Raw genomic sequence first — 15706 nt, 5'->3', positions numbered from 1 at the left:
AACAGGCCAGGCGTACGGTTGGACGCCTGGCTAAATCATGCCGCGGCCAGCGGGCATGAAGGACAATTTGGCTCAAGTGTGTGAGCCGGGGCACAGTCTATAGAAGGCTCAACGCCGCGAACATTAACCCTTGGTCGCGTCGTAGGCCAGTCTTGCCTTTACTACAGAACCCGCAAATTGCAATTAGACTGCTGACACGCACCGTTTGCAGGAAGAGCCATTATGCGGCATGTCGTTTTCTGTTTATTGCTGATTTTCTGCGTGGCAGTGCAGGCCAGTGAGGCGGAGCGCCTGAAGCAGGCCGGTTTTGCTGCGCAATCTCATGACCTGGTCCTGAAAAACCAGGCGGTGCTGGTGTATCTCTGGGCGGATGTGTATGCGGCAGCGGTGTATGCCCCCGCCGATACCAGTGCGAGAGCCGCCTGGGATCAGCAAAAGAATCTGCGCCTGGCGCTGTATTACTTTCGCGACATCGACCGTAACGACGTGATCAAAGCGGCCACCACGACCCTGGAGCGCCAGCACAGCAGCGCCACCCTAGCCCGCTTGAAGCCCGAACTGGATCGGCTGCACGCGAGTTTCCGCGATATCCGCAGTGGCGACCGGTATGCCCTCGACGTTCGAACTGGGCGTGGGTTGAATCTGGAGATCAACGACAAGGTGGTGTTCAGCAGCCGCGATGAGGAATTGGCAAAAGCCTATCTCGGCATTTGGCTGGCGCCGAAGGGCTTGTCCGACAGCTTGCGCAACTCCCTCCTCAACTGATCAACACAAAATCCTGTGGGAGCTGGCTTGCCAGCTCCCACAGTGATTTTTACCCGCCAAGACACCTGCGCATTCAGTCAGCTGGCTATCGGTTTCTATTGCCGGTAGTGGCTAATACACATATGGTTACAAAAGCGCAGCAAGGACGAGTGATGACCAGGGATCACTAATAAGATAGCCAAAATGAGTGCATGACATGTCCACTACCACGGGCAAAGGCAGGGCGATTTTTCGCGTTGTCAGCGGCAACTTCCTAGAGATGTTCGACTTCATGGTCTACGGCTTCTACGCCACGGCCATTGCCAAAACCTTCTTTCCCACCGACAGCGCCTTCGCCTCGCTGATGCTGTCCCTGGCGACCTTCGGCGCCGGTTTCCTGATGCGTCCCCTGGGCGCGATCTTCCTCGGCGCCTACATCGACCGCCACGGCCGTAAAAAAGGCCTGGTCATCACCCTGGCCATGATGGCCGCCGGCACCGTCCTCATCGCTTGCGTCCCTGGCTATGCCACCCTGGGCGTGGCGGCGCCGTTGCTGGTGCTGTTTGGTCGCTTGCTGCAAGGTTTCTCCGCCGGCGTCGAGCTGGGTGGTGTGTCGGTGTACCTGGCAGAGATCGCCACACCCGGGCGCAAAGGCTTCTTCGTCAGTTGGCAGTCCGCCAGCCAGCAAGCCGCGGTGGTGTTCGCCGGGTTGCTAGGCGTGGGCCTGAACCACTGGCTCAGCCCGCAAGAGATGGGTGACTGGGGCTGGCGCGTGCCGTTCCTGATCGGCTGCCTGATCGTGCCGGTGATCTTCGTGATTCGCCGCTCGCTGGAAGAAACCCCTGAGTTCCAGGCACGTAAACACCGCCCTACCCTGCAGGAAATCGTGCGCTCGATCGGTCAGAACTTCGGCATCGTCATCGCCGGCATGGCGCTGGTGGTGATGACCACCGTGTCGTTCTACCTGATCACCGCCTACACCCCGACTTTCGGCAAGGCCGAGCTGCACTTGTCGGACTTCGACGCGTTGCTGGTAACCGTGTGCGTGGGCATCTCCAATTTCATCTGGCTGCCGGTGATGGGCGCGGTGTCCGACAAGATCGGACGCAAACCCCTGCTGCTGGGCGCGACGATTCTGGCGATTCTTACCGCGTATCCGGCGTTGTCGTGGCTGGTGGCCAATCCGAGCTTCAGCCATCTGCTGATCGTGCTGCTGTGGCTGTCGTTCCTGTATGGCTCGTACAACGGTGCGATGGTGGTGGCGCTTACCGAGATCATGCCGGTGGAAGTGCGCACTACCGGGTTTTCCCTGGCCTACAGCCTGGCGACGGCGACCTTTGGTGGGTTTACGCCAGCGGCGTGCACCTACCTGATCCATGTGCTGGACAACAAGGCCGCGCCTGGGATCTGGCTCAGTGGTGCGGCGATACTCGGCTTGATCGCTACATTGATACTGTTCAAGGGCAATCGGCATGAACTGCGCACTGCGCAGGCCTCGGTGGTTGGCGGCGCCTGATAGACCGCTATCGCAGGCAAGCCAGCTCCCACCTTTGACTGTATTCACACGTCAACACTGTGGGAGCCGGGTTTGCCCGCGATGAGGCCCGAACATTCACCACAAAAACAGAAGCCATAAAAAAGCCCCGAACCAGTCGGGGCTTTTTCATTGACCGCTAATGCTTAGCGCGGGAATGCAGGCGGGTTAACACCAGCCATGTCTTCCATCACGCGAACCACTTGGCAGCTGTAACCGAACTCGTTGTCGTACCAGACGTACAGCACAACACGGTTGTCCTGGGTGATGGTCGCCTCGGCATCCACCACACCGGCGTGGCGCGAGCCCACGAAGTCGGTCGACACCACTTCCTGCGAATTAACGAAGTCGATCTGCTTATGCAGGTCGGAGTGCAGCGCCATGTAGCGCAGGTACTCGTTCATTTCTTCACGGGTAGCGGCTTTCTCAAGGTTCAGGTTGAGAATGGCCATCGACACGTTCGGCGTCGGCACGCGGATCGCGTTACCGGTCAGCTTGCCGGCCAGCTCAGGCAGGGCCTTGGCAGCAGCGGTGGCAGCACCGGTCTCGGTGATGACCATGTTCAACGCGGCGCTACGGCCACGGCGATCGCCTTTGTGGAAGTTGTCGATCAGGTTCTGGTCGTTGGTGTACGAGTGAACCGTTTCAACGTGACCGTTAACGATGCCGAACTTGTCATTCACAGCCTTCAGCACCGGCACGATGGCATTGGTGGTGCAGGAAGCAGCCGACACGATCTTGTCCTCAGCGGTGATTTCGCCGTGGTTGATACCGTGAACGATGTTCTTCAGCTTGCCTTTGCCAGGCGCCGTCAGCACAACGCGGTCGATACCCGGGCAGGCCAGGTGTTGGCCCAGGCCCTCGGCATCACGCCATACGCCGGTGTTGTCTACCAGCAGGGCGTCCTTGATGCCGTACTGGGTGTAATCCACCTCAGACGGGTTCTTCGCGTAGATCACCTGGATCAGGTTACCGTTGGCGGTGATGGTGTTGTTTTCTTCGTCGATGACGATGGTGCCGTTGAACGGACCGTGTACCGAGTCGCGGCGCAGCAGGCTGGCGCGTTTGGTCAGGTCGTTCTCGGCGCCTTTGCGCACAACGATAGCGCGCAGGCGCAGGCCGTCGCCGCCACCGGTTTTTTCGATCAGGATGCGCGCCAGCAGGCGGCCGATACGGCCAAAGCCGTACAGCACAACGTCGGTGCCTTTGCGGGCAGCGGCGTTTTGCTGGCCAACCACATCGGCCATTTCTTCACGCACGAACTGCTCGGCGGTACGGCCAGCGCCTTCTTTGCGGAATTTGTAAGCCAATTTGCCCAGGTCTACCGAGGCCGCGCCGAGCTTGAGCTCGCTCATGGCTTTAAGCAGAGGGAATGTTTCGTGGACGGAGAGTTCGCTGTCGTCGGCGGAACGATGGCGAGCAAAGCGATGCGCCTTGAGAATCGCGATGACTGATTGGTTGATCAGGCTGCGGCCATAGATCGAGCTCACCACATTGTTATTGCGGTACAGCTGACCGATAAGCGGAATCATCGCTTCAGCGAGTGCTTCACGGTCGATCCATTCACCAAGACACTGGTCGGGCTTCTGAGTCACGGGAACCTTCCACATGTAGGGGCAGAAAAAAGGGGCTACATTATGTCGTCCGACCGGCCGTTGAGCAATGCGCCAACCACAACAAAAAGCGCTTGCAAAAAAACACCACCCCGCTACAGCCCAGTAAATACGCGGGTTCCAGAAGGCCACCAATGGCGCCACGCCGCCAACTTGTCCGTAACCCTCCGAAACATCCGCACTTTTTGGCACTACATATTGAGTCAAAACCCACCATTGTTTGTCTTAGCCACTACATTTCCTGCAAACCGTAATAGGCTCAGTCAGCAACTGACAGGCGGCACCTCGGGCCGTTACAATTACCGACTTTGTCGCAACGCTTGGAGCTCAACCTTCCGTGCCCGTTCTGCGTCTACCGATTCTCCCTGCTGCGGCAGGTAAACAGCACTGGGGCAACCTGCCCGGTGCCGCCCTGAGCCTGGCCATCGCCGAGGCTGCCAGCGCAGCCAAGCGCTTTACCCTGCTGCTCACCGCCGACAGCCAAAGCGCCGAGCGACTGGAGCAGGAGCTGAGCTTCTTCGCCCCCGATTTGCCGGTGCTGCACTTTCCCGACTGGGAAACCCTGCCTTACGACCTGTTTTCGCCGCACCAGGACATCATTTCCCAGCGCATCGCCAGCCTGTACCGCTTGCCGGAACTGGCCCACGGCGTACTGGTGGTGCCGATCACCACGGCCCTGCATCGCCTGGCGCCGACCAAGTTTCTGCTGGGCAGCAGCCTGGTGCTGGATATCGGCCAGAAACTCGACGTGGAACAGATGCGCACGCGCCTGGAAGCCAGCGGCTACCGCTGCGTCGACACGGTGTACGAACACGGCGAGTTCGCCGTGCGCGGCGCGCTGATCGACCTGTTCCCGATGGGCAGCAAACTGCCGTACCGCATCGACCTGTTCGACGACGAAATCGAGACACTGCGCACCTTCGACCCGGAGAACCAGCGCTCGATTGATAAAGTCGAGTCGATCAAGCTGCTGCCGGCGCGGGAATTCCCGCTGCAAAAAGATGCCGTCACACGCTTCAAGGCCCGCTTTCGCGAACGCTTCGACGTGGACTTCCGGCGCTGCCCGATCTTTCAGGACCTGAGCAGCGGGATTACACCGGCCGGTATCGAGTACTACCTGCCGCTGTTCTTTGACGAAACCTCCACCCTGTTCGACTACCTGCCTCAGGACACTCAGGTGTTCTCGCTGCCGGGGATCGAGCAGGCGGCGGAAAACTTCTGGAACGATGTGCGCAATCGCTATGAAGAGCGCCGCGTCGATCCATCGCGGCCTTTATTGCCGCCGGCCGAGCTGTTTCTGCCGGTGGAAGACTGCTTCGCCCGCTTGAAAAACTGGCCGCGCGTGGTCGCCAGCCAACAGGACGTGGACGCCGGCAGCGGCCGCGAGCGCTTCCCGGCGAGCACACTGCCGGACCTGGCGATCCAGGCCAAAGCCACGCAGCCGCTGGAAGCGTTATCCAACTTCCTCGGCGACTTCCCCGGCCGCGTGCTGTTTACCGCCGAATCCGCCGGCCGTCGCGAAGTGCTGCTGGAACTGCTGGAACGCCTGAAGCTGCGCCCGAAAACCGTCGACAGCTGGCCGGACTTTGTTAAGAGCAAAGACCGCCTGGCGATCACCATCGCGCCGCTGGATGAAGGTTTGTTGCTGGATGACCCAGCCTTGGCGCTGATCGCCGAGAGTCCGCTGTTCGGCCAGCGCGTGATGCAGCGCCGCCGCCGTGAAAAACGCGCCGACATCAACAACGACGCAGTGATCAAGAACCTGACCGAGCTGCGCGAAGGCGCGCCGGTGGTGCATATCGACCACGGCGTGGGTCGCTACCTCGGGCTGCAAACCCTGGAGATCGACAACCAGGCCGCCGAATTCCTCACCATGGAATACGCCGAGGGCGCCAAGCTTTACGTGCCGGTGGCCAGCCTGCACCTGATCGCGCGCTACACCGGCAGCGACGACGCCCTGGCGCCGTTGCACCGCCTGGGCTCCGAGACCTGGCAGAAAGCCAAGCGCAAAGCCGCCGAACAGGTGCGCGACGTCGCCGCCGAGCTGCTCGACATCTATGCACGCCGCGCAGCTCGCGAAGGTTATGCCTTCGCCGACCCGAAAGCCGACTACGCCACCTTCAGCGCCGGCTTTGCGTTTGAAGAAACCCCTGACCAGCAAACCACCATCGAAGCCGTGCGCGCCGACATGCTCGCGCCCAAGCCGATGGACCGCCTGGTGTGCGGCGACGTGGGCTTCGGCAAAACCGAAGTGGCCATGCGCGCCGCCTTTATTGCCGTGCATGGCGGCAAGCAGGTGGCGATTCTGGTGCCGACCACCCTGCTCGCCCAACAACACTACAACAGCTTTCGCGACCGCTTTGCCGACTGGCCGGTGAGCGTGGAGGTGATGAGCCGCTTCAAGTCCGCCAAGGAAGTGAATGCCGCCGTCGCCGACTTGGCCGAAGGCAAGATCGATATCGTGATCGGCACCCACAAGCTGCTGTCGGACGATGTAAAGATCAAAAACCTTGGTTTGGTGATCATCGACGAAGAGCACCGCTTCGGTGTGCGTCAGAAAGAACAACTGAAGAACCTGCGCAGCGAAGTCGACATCCTCACCCTCACCGCCACGCCGATTCCGCGCACGCTGAACATGGCCGTGTCGGGCATGCGTGACCTGTCGATCATCGCCACGCCGCCGGCACGTCGCCTGTCGGTGCGCACCTTCGTGATGGAACAGAACAAAAGCACGGTCAAGGAAGCGCTGTTGCGTGAACTGCTGCGCGGCGGCCAGGTGTACTACCTGCACAATGACGTCAAAACCATCGAGAAATGCGCCGCCGACCTCGCCGAACTGGTGCCGGAAGCCCGCATCGCCATCGGCCACGGGCAGATGCGCGAGCGCGAACTCGAACAGGTGATGAGCGACTTCTACCACAAGCGCTTCAACGTGCTGATCGCCTCGACCATCATCGAGACCGGCATCGACGTGCCGAGCGCCAACACCATCATCATCGAGCGCGCAGACAAGTTCGGCCTGGCGCAGCTGCACCAGTTGCGCGGCCGCGTCGGGCGCAGTCACCACCAGGCCTATGCCTACTTGCTGACGCCGCCGCGCCAGCAGATTACCTCCGACGCCGAAAAGCGCCTGGAGGCGATCGCCAACACCCAGGACCTCGGTGCCGGCTTTGTGCTGGCCACCAACGACCTGGAAATCCGTGGCGCCGGCGAACTGCTCGGCGACGGCCAGAGCGGGCAGATCCAGGCCGTGGGTTTCACCCTCTATATGGAAATGCTTGAGCGCGCGGTGAAAGCCATCCGCAAGGGCGAACAACCGAACCTCGATCAACCCTTGGGTGGCGGCCCGGAAATCAACCTGCGCTTGCCGGCATTGATTCCCGAAGACTACCTGCCGGATGTGCACGCGCGGCTGATTCTGTACAAGCGCATCGCCTCGGCTACCGACGAAGAAGGTCTCAAGGACCTGCAGGTGGAGATGATCGACCGCTTCGGCCTGTTGCCGGAACCGACCAAGAACCTGGTGCGCCTGACCCTGCTCAAATTGCAGGCCGAGCAACTGGGCATCAAGAAGGTCGACGCCGGGCCGCAAGGCGGGCGTATCGAGTTCGAAGCGCAAACGCCGGTGGACCCACTGGTGCTGATCAAGCTGATTCAGGGCCAGCCCAACCGCTACAAGTTCGAAGGGGCTACGCTGTTCAAGTTCATGGTGCCGATGGAACGTGCCGAAGAACGCTTTAATACATTAGAGGCGCTGTTTGAGCGCCTCATCCCGAAATCTGCTTGAAGGACGCCCCAATGCGCCTGTTCCGCATTTTGAGCTTGTTGTTGGTGGTCGTTGCTCCTTCGGCGTTTGCCGACAGCCCCTATCTGGTGGAGATGATTCTGGTGCGCCAGAACGGCGAGCCGGTGATCAATAGCCGCGCGGCGCCGGAAAACTGGGACGCCGGGGCACCACGGCTGCCGGCGGACAAAATCAGCCCGCCGCGGCTGGGCAACATCGTCGACAAGCTCAGTGCCGACACCGGTTACACGGTGCTGCTGCACCGAGCCTGGGACCAGAACCTGGGCGAACAGCCGGTGAAGCTGGCCATCAGCGATGGCCCGGAGCAGTTTGGCCAGTTTCCCATCGAAGGCACGCTGAACCTGCAACTGGGGCGCTTTACCGATATCGACGCAGACTTCTGGATCAACCAGTTCGACGCCAACGGCAGCGTCATCGCCAGCGAACACCTGAGCCAGCAAGGTGTGCGCACCAAGAACAACCAGCTCAACTACCTGGACGGCGGCCACTTGGCCCTGCTGATCAAGATCACCTCGCTGACCGCCAAACCACCCAGCGCACCACCGCCCGACGCTCAGGACTGATCCAGCGCCATGCCCCTGACATCGTCACTGACCAAACCCCTGGCCCCGTCGTGGGCCAATCGCTTTAAAGAGCAAAGCCTTGAGCGCGGGCGCCGCTACGCCCTGGAAAACCGCGTGCGCATCGTCGAGTCCGGCGACAGCACCATTGTTGCCAGCTGCGAAGGCTCGGGCGGCAACGTTTACCGGCAGACCATCTCGCTGCGCGAATCGGCCAAGGGCATGCTGATTCTGGTGGACAGCCGCTGCACGTGCCCGGTGCACACCAACTGCAAACACATCGCGGCGGTGCTGCTCAAGGTCCAGGAAACCCTGGCTTACCCAGCGGCTGCGCAAGATGCCGAGCTGCTGGAAAAACTTCAGGCCGTGCTGGATAACCGCGTGGTGCTGCCGCAGGTGGTGATGGAGGATGTGCGGCCGGTGCCGCGCCTGTGGCTGGCGAGTGTCGAGTTCAGCGCCTTTGAGCCGCGCAATGGCAAAATGCAGCGTTACATCCAGCACCGTGCGGCGTTGTCGTTCAACTACCTTGGCAACTATGTCAGCGGGCAAAAAAATGCCGACATCGTGGTGCGCCAGGAAACTCAGAGCCTGCGCATCAAGCGCCATCCGGAGCTGGAGCAACCGTACCGCGAGCAACTGCGCCTGCTCGGCTTCAAGATCGCCACGCGCCAGAGCAAGGCGTTGCCGGAAAGCGCCGGCGAATTGTTCGAGATGGTCAACGACAGCGCCTGGCTGAACTTCACCCTCAACGCCTCACCGACCTTGCGCGCCGAGGGCTGGGAGTTGCAGATCGATGAGGATTTCGGTTTCGACTTGAGCGCCGTCGATGACTGGTACGCCACCGTAGATGAAGGCCCGGAACGCGATTGGTTTGACCTGGAGCTGGGCATCATCGTCAACGGAGAGCGCCTGAGCCTGCTGCCGATTCTGTTGAACCTGATGCGCTCGCACACCGAGATCCTCAACCCGGAAAAGCTCGCCCGGCGCCGCGATGACGAGCTGATCCTGGTGAACATCCCCGGCCTGCCCAACGGCCACGGGCCGCTGCAAGTGGCGCTGCCCTACGGCCGCTTGAAACCAGTGCTGGCCACCCTTGGCGAGTTTTACCTGCAGGAATCGGGCACCACCACCTTGCGCCTGGCCAAGGCCGATGCGATTCGCCTCAACCCGCTGGAAGACCTGCCGCTGCAATGGGAAGGCGGCGAGAAGATCCGCAACTTCGCCCAGCGCCTGCGCGACATCAAGGACTTCACCTGCGTGGCGCCCGAAGGCTTGAACGCGACACTGCGCCCGTATCAACTGGAAGGCTTGAGTTGGATGCAGTCGCTGCGCCAACTCGACGTGGGCGGGATTCTTGCGGATGACATGGGCCTGGGCAAAACCCTACAGACCCTGGCACATATTCTCAGTGAAAAAATCGCCGGGCGCCTGGATCGGCCGTGCATGGTGGTGATGCCTACCAGCCTGATCCCGAACTGGCTCGACGAAGCCGCGCACTTTACGCCGCAACTCAAGGTAGTGGCGCTGTATGGCGCGACACGCAAAAAGCACTTCGCCAACCTGCAGGACTACGACCTGCTGCTGACGACTTATGCGCTGCTGCCCAAAGACATCGAGCAACTCGCCGCCCTGCCCTTGCACGTGCTGATCCTCGACGAAGCCCAGTACATCAAGAACCCCAACAGCAAGGCCGCTCAGGCCGCGCGCGAGCTCAATGCGCGCCAGCGCCTGTGCCTGAGTGGTACACCGCTGGAAAATCACTTGGGTGAGCTGTGGTCGCTGTTCCACTTCCTGCTTCCGGGCTGGCTGGGCGACGTGAAAAGCTTCAACCGCGATTACCGCGTGCCCATCGAAAAGCGCGCTAGTGATGTGCGATTGCAGCACCTCAACGGTCGGATCAAACCCTTCCTGCTGCGCCGTACCAAGGAACAGGTGGCCACGGAGTTGCCGCCCAAGACCGAGATCATCCACTGGGTCGATCTCAACGAAGCCCAGCGTGATGTGTACGAAACCATGCGCCTGGCCATGGACAAGAAGGTGCGCGACGAGATCACCCGCAAGGGCGTGGCGCGTAGCCAGATCATTATTCTTGAAGCGCTGCTCAAGTTGCGCCAGGTGTGCTGCGACCTGCGCCTGGTCAACGACGCCGCCCTGCCCGCGCGCGGCAGTAGCTCGGGCAAGCTCGACAGCCTGATGGAAATGCTCGAAGAGCTGTTTGCCGAAGGACGCCGGATTCTGCTGTTCTCGCAGTTCACTTCGATGCTGAGCCTGATCGAAGTCGAACTGAAAAAGCGCGGCGTGGCCTACGCACTGCTGACCGGCCAGACCCGCGACCGCCGCACACCGGTGAAGGATTTCCAGAGCGGCAAGTTGCAGATTTTTCTGATCAGCTTGAAGGCTGGCGGTGTGGGCTTGAACCTGACAGAAGCCGATACGGTGATCCACTATGACCCGTGGTGGAACCCGGCCACAGAGAACCAGGCGACTGACCGCGCGTATCGCATCGGTCAAGAGAAGCCGGTGTTCGTCTATAAAATGATTGCGCGGGGCACGGTGGAGGAGAAAATCCAGCACCTGCAAAAGGAAAAGTCCGACCTGGCGGCGGGTGTGCTGGATGGGCGTACGACGGGAGATTGGCAGTTGGGCAACGAGGACATCGAGGCGTTGTTTGCGCCGCTGCCCAATAAGCAAGAGAAGCGCTGACCTTCAGATTGCTATCGCGGGCAAGCCCGCTCCCACATTTTGATGTGTGAATACATTCAAGTGTAGGAGCTGGCTTGCCTGCGATAGGCGCACCACAGTTTTCAGCCGATCAACTGAGCATCCCGCAACGCGGTAAGCGCCGCCAGCCAACGCGGGTCCTGCTTATAGTCCGTCGAAGCAATCGCCTGCCCACGCATCCGCGCAATCCGCGCCGAAGGCGTAACCTTCATGCGCTGCGCCGCCATCAGCGCCAGCTCGGCGGCCGCACGATCGTTGCACACCAAGCCCATGTCGCAACCGGCGGTCAGCGCCGCTTCGATCCGGCTGGCCGCATCACCGACCACATGCGCCCCGGCCATGGACAGGTCATCACTGAAAATCACCCCATCAAACTGCAACTCGCCACGCAGGATGTCCTGCAGCCAGCGCCGCGAGAAACCAGCCGGCTGGGCATCCACCTGCGGATAGATGACGTGTGCGGGCATGACGGCGGCCAATTGCTTGCTCAGCCGTGCGAAAGGCACCAGGTCATTTGCGCGAATCTGCTCCAGGCTACGCTCGTCATTGGGAATGGCGACGTGGGAATCGGCCTCAGCCCAGCCGTGGCCCGGGAAGTGTTTACCGGTGGCGGCCATGCCCGCGCTGTTCATGCCGCGAATGAAGGCACCGGCAAGCACGGCGGCGCGCTCGGGGTCGCCTTCAAACGAGCGGGTGCCGACCACGGCGCTGCGCTGGTAATCCAAATCCAGTACCGGGGCGAAGCTCAGGTCAAGGCCGACCGCCAGCACTTCTGTGGCCATGATCCAGCCGCACTGCTCGGCCAGGTATTCGGCATTCGGCTTATCCGCCAACAAGCGCATGGCCGGCAGACGCACAAAGCCCTGGCGCAGGCGCTGCACGCGCCCGCCTTCCTGGTCGACGGCCAGCAGCAGGTCGGGACGCACGGCACGGATCGACGCGCTCAACTCGCGCACCTGACGTGGGTGCTCGATGTTGCGCGCGAAAATGATCAGGCCGCCCACTTCCGGCTGACGCAACAGGTGACGATCCTCGGCCGTCAGCCAGGTACCGGCCACATCAACCATCAAAGAACCTTGCAGGGCAGCAGTCATAAACCTTCCTTAAATAACGCACACAACCCGTTGCCCTCACCTGGCGCGATAAGCGCAGTGAGCACAACGGGTTGCGAGTAAATAGCTGAAATCGGCATGGCGGCTAGCTTAGCGGATGCAAGCGGCCGCGCACACCCGGGGCAATCACGCCTTGGCGACGGCCGGCGTGGATTTGCTGCGTGGGCGCAACTGCGCGGCCGCCATGGCCTGGTCGGTCACACCGGTTTCGGCGCGCATGCCGGCGGCAAGGAACGGCACCATCAGGCGCATCACTTGTTCGATGGAGGTGTTCACACCGAAATCGGTCTCGGCAATTGCGCGCAAGGCTTTGATCCCGGACATGCTGAACGCGGCGGCACCGAGCATGAAGTGCACGCGCCAGAACAGTTCGATCGGCGGAATACGCGGCGCGGCTTCGTTGACCAGCAACATGTAGCGACGGAACACCTTGCCGTACATGTCTTCCAGATAACGCCGCAAGTGGCCCTGGCTCTGGCTGAACGCCAGGCCGAGCAAACGCATGAAGATCGACAGGTCATTGCCGCTGCGTGGTTGAACCACCAGCGCTTGCTCAACCAGAATTTCCAGCAGGTCTTCCAGGCTCGGCTTGTTATCAGGCTTGGTCTGGCGGCGCTCCAGCTCACGGTCGAGGCTGGCGCAGAACGGCCCCAGAAAGCGCGAAAACACCGCCTGGATCAGGGCTTTCTTTGAGCCGAAATGGTAATTCACTGCGGCAAGGTTAACCCCAGCCTTGCTGGTGATCAGCCGCAATGAAGTTTCAGCAAATCCTTTTTCCGCGAACAATTGCTCGGCAGCATCGAGAATGCGTTCAACGGTTTCCGACTGGGCCATGGCTACTCCGCCTGACAAACACTTGTTTGAAACATACGTTTCAGGGTGTGTCTTGTCAAGCCTGCGAGTCCGTTTTCCGGCCGGGCAGTCATCTATTTAACCGCTATTTAATCACATCCTTCCTGGTCTGTAGGCAGCGCTGTTTCTGCCTTGTAGGACGGGTGACGAATGACCGTCCAGCGGTGTGCTCAAAAAGGATGATTGCCAAGCGCAGTTCACTGTATATAATCCCAGTCACTGTATAAAAAGACAGAGCGATCAACATGCTAAAACTGACGCCACGCCAAGCTGAGATTCTGGCTTTTATCAAGCGCTGCCTCGATGACAACGGCTACCCGCCGACACGAGCAGAAATTGCGCTGGAGCTGGGGTTCAAGTCCCCAAACGCTGCTGAAGAACACCTCAAGGCCCTCGCTCGCAAAGGCGCGATCGAGATGACCCCAGGAGCTTCTCGCGGTATTCGCATCCCTGGCTTTGAAGCCAAGGCCGACGAATCGACCCTGCCGATCATTGGCCGCGTCGCCGCCGGTGCGCCGATTCTGGCGCAACAGCACGTCGAGGAATCCTGCAACATCAACCCGACCTTCTTCCATCCGCGCGCCGACTACCTGTTGCGTGTACACGGCATGAGTATGAAGGACGTGGGCATTTTCGACGGCGATCTGCTGGCCGTCCACACCACCCGTGAAGCCCGTAATGGCCAGATCGTCGTTGCGCGTATCGGCGATGAAGTCACCGTCAAACGCTTCAAGCGCGAAGGCAGCAAGGTCTGGCTGATGGCCGAAAACCCTGAGTTCGCCCCGATTGAAGTGAACCTGAAAGATCAGGACCTGGTGATCGAAGGCTTGAGCGTCGGCGTCATTCGCCGCTAAAGGAGGCACCATGCAGCTCGTGCACACCCCACAACACACACAACTGTCGCTGTTCGAGGCCTTCATGGCTCAACCCCTTGCGCCTATCCTCAAGGAAACGGTCGAGGCCCCGTGGGGCTCCGAACCTGAGGCGTTCAGTGAATTGTCGTTGCGCGGTGCAGCTGGAAGCTGCCTGAGCCTGCTGGCGCCGATCCTTCGTGAACTGAGCGAGGAGCAGGACGCACGCTGGCTGACGCTGATCGCTCCACCTGCCAGCCTGACCCAGGCCTGGCTGCGAGACGCCGGCCTCAACCGCGAGCGTATCCTGCTGCTGCAACCGCGTGGCGCGCAAAGTGCTCAACAGTTGACCTGCGAAGCCTTGCGTCTGGGCCGTAGCCATACGGTGGTGAGCTGGTTGAACCCGCTGAACACTGCGGCCAAGCAACAACTGATCAGCGCTGCACGGACGGGCGATGCGCAGAGCTTGAATATTCGATTGGGGTAACAGGGAACTGGCTGATTGCGTAGGTGACAGACAGGTATCTGTGCAGAGCGGGCTTGTTGTGGCGAGCGGGCTTGCCCCGCGTTGGGCTGCGAAGCAGCCCCAAACCAAGCACTGTGGAATACCTGATATACCGCGTTAATCCATCAGGGCCGCTTCGCGCCCCAACGCGGGGCAAGCCCGCTCGCCACGACAAGCCCGCTTACCACAGCAAGCCCGCCCACAACAGCGAGCCCACTCACCTCAGAGGCCTGCTTGCTGCATAGGCCTGCTCACTACAACAAGCCCGCCTACAACGAAAAGTGCACTTAACTGCAAAACTCAGTGCAGAACCCGCGGCCCGTCGTCCTTCTCCGGTTCGCCTTCTGCCAGGCGACCCGCCATCTGCACACCGACGCTCAACATGGCTTTCGCCACTTCCACGTGCTGGCCTTGCAGGAATGCTTTTGCGTCTTCGGAAAAATCCAAGATAACCAGAGAACCCTCGTCCTCAGCCCGACGCAGCTCGATTCGGCCGTCAGGCAATTCAACAATTTCCAGAAAGGACGTTGGCATAAAAGTCTGTTCTCCACGAAAGGCCGGGATTATATCAGTCATCTATCCAGCCTCGCAGAGGATCTGAACAGGTTTCTCTACGGCTTGATGAATGGTGCTCATTGAGCCTCGTGCTGGACTTTCTGTGCAACTCGGTTCAACTGTGAGAGCGGGCTTGCTCGCGAAAGCAATCTGTCAGTTGATGCATAGGCCGGCTGATAGACCGCTTTCGCGAGCAAGCCCGCTCCCACATTTGTGATCGCATTCAGTCAGTGACGACTTCTTAGCACTCGTTCAAGCCTTCGCGAAACCGCAACGCCATCTTCTTCAGCTCTTGGCGCCAGCTCTCCAGTTCTTCGCGGCTCAACGGCTTAGGCTCATCCTCCTCCACCGCAACAGCGACGATCAGCGGCTGCGTCACGTCCCCCTTGGGCACATGCGGCACGCGTGGCGGCTGGAACATGTCGGCATGCGCCTTGAGCAAGCGGGCGACCCAGCTGTCGGGGCTTTGGGCCATTTCCACCAGCTCGGCCAGCTCAGGAATGGCCATGCTTTCCAGCACTTCGCGGTTCATGATCAGTTCTGCACGCGGCGAACCGGCCTGGGGCAAACGGTAGAACCCGGCGATTTCATGGCACAACCCCAACAGGGCGCCGTAGAGATGGAACAATGCAGCCTCACGCCCCGCCTGCACCAGCGCGATGGCATTCATCTCCTTCCCTTCCTCGGCACGACCAAGGGCTTCCAGGGACAAACCCGCGAAGTAAATTTTCTGATTGGTACGGGTATAGAGTTCGTTGGCCATAACGGCAGTCTCCACAACGAAATAAGCCGGATGCTGGCTCAACAGTGTCACGGATCAGCCGAGACTCCTGCAAGCGCAAAACAAAGGCCGC

Annotated in this window: 12 protein-coding genes; 7 read left to right on the top strand and 5 right to left on the bottom strand. The window is 60.6% G+C overall.

Annotated features, from left to right (window positions below; translation table 11 throughout):
• Positions 1-222: 222 nt before the first annotated feature.
• Together ABWL43_RS07825 and ABWL43_RS07820 are read left to right on the top strand one after the other, a co-directional pair.
• Positions 223-765 (top strand): chalcone isomerase family protein, encoded by a 543-nt coding sequence (locus ABWL43_RS07825; protein WP_404487377.1) that lies wholly within the window; start codon positions 223-225, stop codon positions 763-765.
• Between the two features lie 196 nt (positions 766-961).
• On the top strand, positions 962-2260 hold the full coding sequence (locus tag ABWL43_RS07820) for an MFS transporter (protein ID WP_145163047.1): 1299 nt from the start codon (positions 962-964) through the stop codon (positions 2258-2260).
• A gap of 164 nt (positions 2261-2424) precedes the next feature.
• On the opposite strand, the gene ABWL43_RS07815 is transcribed toward ABWL43_RS07820, so the two are convergent.
• Positions 2425-3888: a glyceraldehyde-3-phosphate dehydrogenase gene (locus ABWL43_RS07815; RefSeq protein ID WP_242193946.1), complete on the bottom strand. Its 1464-nt coding sequence runs from the start codon at positions 3886-3888 to the stop codon at positions 2425-2427.
• Between the two features lie 340 nt (positions 3889-4228).
• On the opposite strand from ABWL43_RS07815, the gene mfd reads away from it, so the two are divergent.
• Genes mfd through ABWL43_RS07800 form a run of 3 tightly spaced genes read left to right on the top strand, consistent with a single transcriptional unit; the run spans position 4229 to position 10959 of the window.
• Positions 4229-7678, top strand: a complete 3450-nt coding sequence (mfd, locus tag ABWL43_RS07810) for a transcription-repair coupling factor (protein WP_106576928.1) — start codon at positions 4229-4231, stop codon at positions 7676-7678.
• Between the two features lie 11 nt (positions 7679-7689).
• Positions 7690-8259: a CsiV family protein gene (locus ABWL43_RS07805; RefSeq protein WP_404487375.1), complete on the top strand. Its 570-nt coding sequence runs from the start codon at positions 7690-7692 to the stop codon at positions 8257-8259.
• A 9-nt stretch (positions 8260-8268) separates the two neighbouring features.
• Complete coding sequence (locus tag ABWL43_RS07800) at positions 8269-10959, top strand: DEAD/DEAH box helicase (RefSeq protein WP_145163044.1); 2691 nt, start codon at positions 8269-8271, stop codon at positions 10957-10959.
• Between the two features lie 101 nt (positions 10960-11060).
• On the opposite strand, the gene nagZ is transcribed toward ABWL43_RS07800, so the two are convergent.
• Together nagZ and ABWL43_RS07790 are read right to left on the bottom strand one after the other, a co-directional pair.
• Entirely contained in the window at positions 11061-12071 is a 1011-nt protein-coding gene (gene nagZ, locus ABWL43_RS07795; protein ID WP_404487374.1) for a beta-N-acetylhexosaminidase, read from the bottom strand.
• Positions 12072-12215: 144 nt separating this feature from the next.
• On the bottom strand, positions 12216-12923 hold the full coding sequence (locus tag ABWL43_RS07790; protein WP_106576932.1) for a TetR/AcrR family transcriptional regulator: 708 nt from the start codon (positions 12921-12923) through the stop codon (positions 12216-12218).
• A gap of 263 nt (positions 12924-13186) precedes the next feature.
• On the opposite strand from ABWL43_RS07790, the gene lexA reads away from it, so the two are divergent.
• Positions 13187-13795 (top strand): transcriptional repressor LexA, encoded by a 609-nt coding sequence (gene lexA, locus ABWL43_RS07785; protein WP_017137423.1) that lies wholly within the window; start codon positions 13187-13189, stop codon positions 13793-13795.
• 10 nt (positions 13796-13805) lie between these two features.
• Positions 13806-14279 (top strand): SOS-induced cell division inhibitor SulA, encoded by a 474-nt coding sequence (sulA, locus tag ABWL43_RS07780; protein WP_106576933.1) that lies wholly within the window; start codon positions 13806-13808, stop codon positions 14277-14279.
• Between the two features lie 318 nt (positions 14280-14597).
• Here sulA and ABWL43_RS07775 read toward each other — a convergent pair whose 3' ends face one another.
• Positions 14598-14831 (bottom strand): hypothetical protein, encoded by a 234-nt coding sequence (locus tag ABWL43_RS07775; protein WP_053255041.1) that lies wholly within the window; start codon positions 14829-14831, stop codon positions 14598-14600.
• A 262-nt stretch (positions 14832-15093) separates the two neighbouring features.
• Positions 15094-15615, bottom strand: coding sequence for a DUF6586 family protein (locus tag ABWL43_RS07770; RefSeq protein ID WP_145163040.1), 522 nt, complete (start codon positions 15613-15615; stop codon positions 15094-15096).
• Positions 15616-15706 lie beyond the last annotated feature (91 nt).

The organism is Pseudomonas sp. HT11 (genome assembly GCF_044875395.1).
Taxonomy (GTDB): domain Bacteria; phylum Pseudomonadota; class Gammaproteobacteria; order Pseudomonadales; family Pseudomonadaceae; genus Aquipseudomonas.
Note: the sequence above shows the minus strand (reverse complement) of the source record. Positions and strands in the feature narration are given on the sequence as shown.